This window comes from Trebonia sp. (assembly GCF_049794275.1).
Taxonomy (GTDB): domain Bacteria; phylum Actinomycetota; class Actinomycetes; order Streptosporangiales; family Streptosporangiaceae; genus Trebonia.
The window spans coordinates 1-2,752 of the sequence record NZ_JBARCR010001242.1 but is presented as its reverse complement, the minus strand read 5'-3'; the positions used below and the strand labels follow the sequence as shown (position 1 = coordinate 2,752).

Annotated in this window: 2 protein-coding genes; one reads left to right on the top strand and one right to left on the bottom strand. The window is 71.7% G+C overall.

Annotated features, from left to right (window positions below; genetic code table 11):
* Positions 1–438 (top strand): thiamine pyrophosphate-dependent enzyme (locus WA805_RS30405; RefSeq protein ID WP_425244045.1); only part of this gene is annotated, 438 nt, incomplete at its 5' end.
* Between the two features lie 322 nt (positions 439–760).
* Here the strand turns inward: WA805_RS30405 and WA805_RS30400 are convergent.
* Entirely contained in the window at positions 761–2,584 is a 1,824-nt protein-coding gene (locus WA805_RS30400) for an ABC transporter ATP-binding protein (RefSeq protein ID WP_425244044.1), read from the bottom strand.
* Positions 2,585–2,752: the final 168 nt, after the last annotated feature.

Here is a 2,752-nt window from a genome sequence, read left to right as displayed (position 1 = left end):
CCGCCGCACGACTGGCTCACGCTGACCGGCGGCGCGATTGGCCAGGGCCTGCCGCTGGCCGCCGGCGCGGCGATCGCCTGCCCAGGGCGGCCGGTCATCGCGCTGGAAGCCGACGGGAGCGCCATGTACACGATCCCGGCGCTGTGGACGTACGCGCGGGAAGGCCTCGACGTCACCACGGTCATCTTCAGCAACCGCCAGTACGCGATCCTGGCCATGGAACTGCAGCGGGTCGGGGCAGCCGCCGCCGGGGACGCCGCCGGGGACGCCGCCCGCAGCTTGCTCGACCTGTCTCGGCCGGCGCTCGACTTCACGGCCCTGGCCACCGGGATGGGCGTCCCGGCGTCCAGGGCCACCACCGCCACGGAATTCGCTGCCCAATTGGGCAAGGCCCTAGCCGAACCTGGCCCCCACCTAATCGAAGCCGTAATCCCCTAACCACCCGCTCCGCGCTCCGACGCCCCACGGCCCACACCGCCCCCGCGCCGCCAGCTCTCACTGGCGGTGTGGCCCACAGCGCCAATAGGTCCGCACCCGTGGCCCACACCGCCAATCGCCCCGCTCCCCACCCCCGCAGGTCACCCCCCAACCCCGCTGGCCTCCAACGTCGCGCCTGATAACAGCAAGAAGCGGTCTCCGCAGCCGACGCCAGTCGCCTAAGTGTGTTATTCCGAGGCATATGGCCTCGGAATAACACATCTAGTGCGCCTTCGCCTGATAACAGCAAGAAGCGGCGGAGCCGCCCAGTGGGCGGGGCGGGTCAGGCCAGGCTGGCGGCCCAGCGGGCGTGCAGGTCGGCGTATTCGCCGTCGCCGCCCATCAGGTCGGCGGGGGAGCCGTCCTCGATGATCCGGCCGGCCCGCAGCACCAGGACCCGGTCCGCGATCGCGACGGTGGACAGCCGGTGCGCGATGATCACCGCGGTGCGCCCGGCCAGCACGGTTTGCAGCGCCGACTGGACCAGCCGCTCGCTGGGGATGTCCAGCAGCGCCGTCGCCTCGTCGAGCACCAGCACGCCGGGGGCGGCGATGAACGCCCTGCCGAACGAGATGAGCTGGCGCTGCCCGGCCGACAGCCGTCCGCCGCGCTTGCCGACCTTGGTGGCGTAGCCGTCCGGCAGCGCGGCGATGAACTCGTGCGCGCCGATCGCCCGGGCGGCCGCCTCGACCTCGGCATCGGTCGCCTGCGGGCGGCCGAGCCTGATGTTCTCCGCGACCGTGCCCTCGAACAGGAAGCTCTCCTGGGTGATCAGCACGATCTCCGTGCGGAGCTCGTCGTCCGGCAGGTCGCGCACGTCGACGCCGTCAAGCAGCACCCGGCCCTCGTCCGGGTCGTAGAAGCGGGCGAGCAGCCGCGCCACGGTGGTCTTGCCCGCGCCGGTCTCGCCGACGATCGCCACCGTCTGCCCCGCCGGGATGTCCAGGTCGAAGTCCGGCAGCACGACCGCTTCCCGGTAGCCGAACCGCACCGCGTCGAACTGGACCCGGCGGCCACTCGCGGCCGCGGGCAGCATCGCGGGGACCGTCGGCTCGGCGACGGACGGCTCCTCCTCAAGGACGCCGGAGATCTTCTCCAGTCCCGAGGCCGCGCCCTGGAAGGAGTTGTAGAACTGCGAGACGTCCTGCAGGGGGTCGAAGAAGCGCCCGAGGTACAGCAGGAACGTGGCGAGCACGCCGACCTTGATGTCGCCGTCGATCACCAGCAGGCCGCCGTAGCAGAGCACCAGGCCGATGATCACGTTCGCCACGAGGGAGATGCCAGGGCCGAAGACGGCGATGAGCTGCGAGGATCGCCTGCTCGCCCGCGCGTAGTTGGCGGATAGTTCGTCGAAGATCTCGGCGTTCCGCCGCTCCCTGCGGAAGGCCTGCACAGCCCGCAGCCCGCCGAAGGTCTCAACGAAGTGCACGATCACCAGCGCGTTGGTTTCCCTGATCCGCCGGTAGGCGGTCGCCGACTCGCGGCGGTACCAGGCGCTCAGCCAGGTCAGCGGGAGGAACCCGGCGAGCACCACCAGGGCCAGCTGCCAGTCGAGCAGCAGCATGCCGGTGCCGACGAGGACGAGGGTGAGCGCCGCGGAGATCAGCGAGTCCAGGCCCTCCTCGAACAGCGCGGAGATCGCCTCCACGTCCGACGTCTGCCTGGAGATCACCCGCCCCGAGGTGTAGCCCTCGTGGAACGCCACCGGCAGTCGCAGCATGTGCCAGAACAGGCGGCGGCGCAGCTCGAGCACCACCGACTGGCCGACCCGGCCGGTCATCGTGACGAACATCCGCGTCGCCACCGCCTGGATCAGCACCGTCACGGCGAACACCGCCGCGATCTGCAGCAGCGGCCCCGTGTCGCCGGAATTCACCAGCGGCGGGATGCCGTTGTCGATCGCGAGGCCGACCAGCCAGGGGCCGGCCAGCGCGGCCAGCGACGCGACCACGATCGCCACGGCGGTCCACGTCACGCCCCGCCGGTACGGGCGGAGCAGGTCGGCGAGCAGCCGACGGCTCCGTGTTCTCAGTAGCGCCGCGAGCGGCGCGGAGACCTCGTCGACCTGTTCGGTCGCGATGCCGCGCCACGACGCGTCGACGGTCATACCTGCACCTCCGACATCGACATGAGGGCCGCGTAGGCCGGCTGGGCCGCCATCAGCTCGCGGTGGCTGCCGGTCGCGGCGATGACCCCGCCGTCGAGCAGCGCGACCCGGTCGGCGAGCGCGACGGTGGACGGCCGGTGCGCAACGACCAGCGCCGTGGTCCCGGCC

Bases quoted from the DNA above. Each gene is read 5' to 3' on its own strand.
- WA805_RS30400 (WP_425244044.1), bottom strand. From the start codon at position 2,584: ATGACCGTCGACGCGTCGTGGCGCGGCATCGCGACCGAACAGGTCGAC.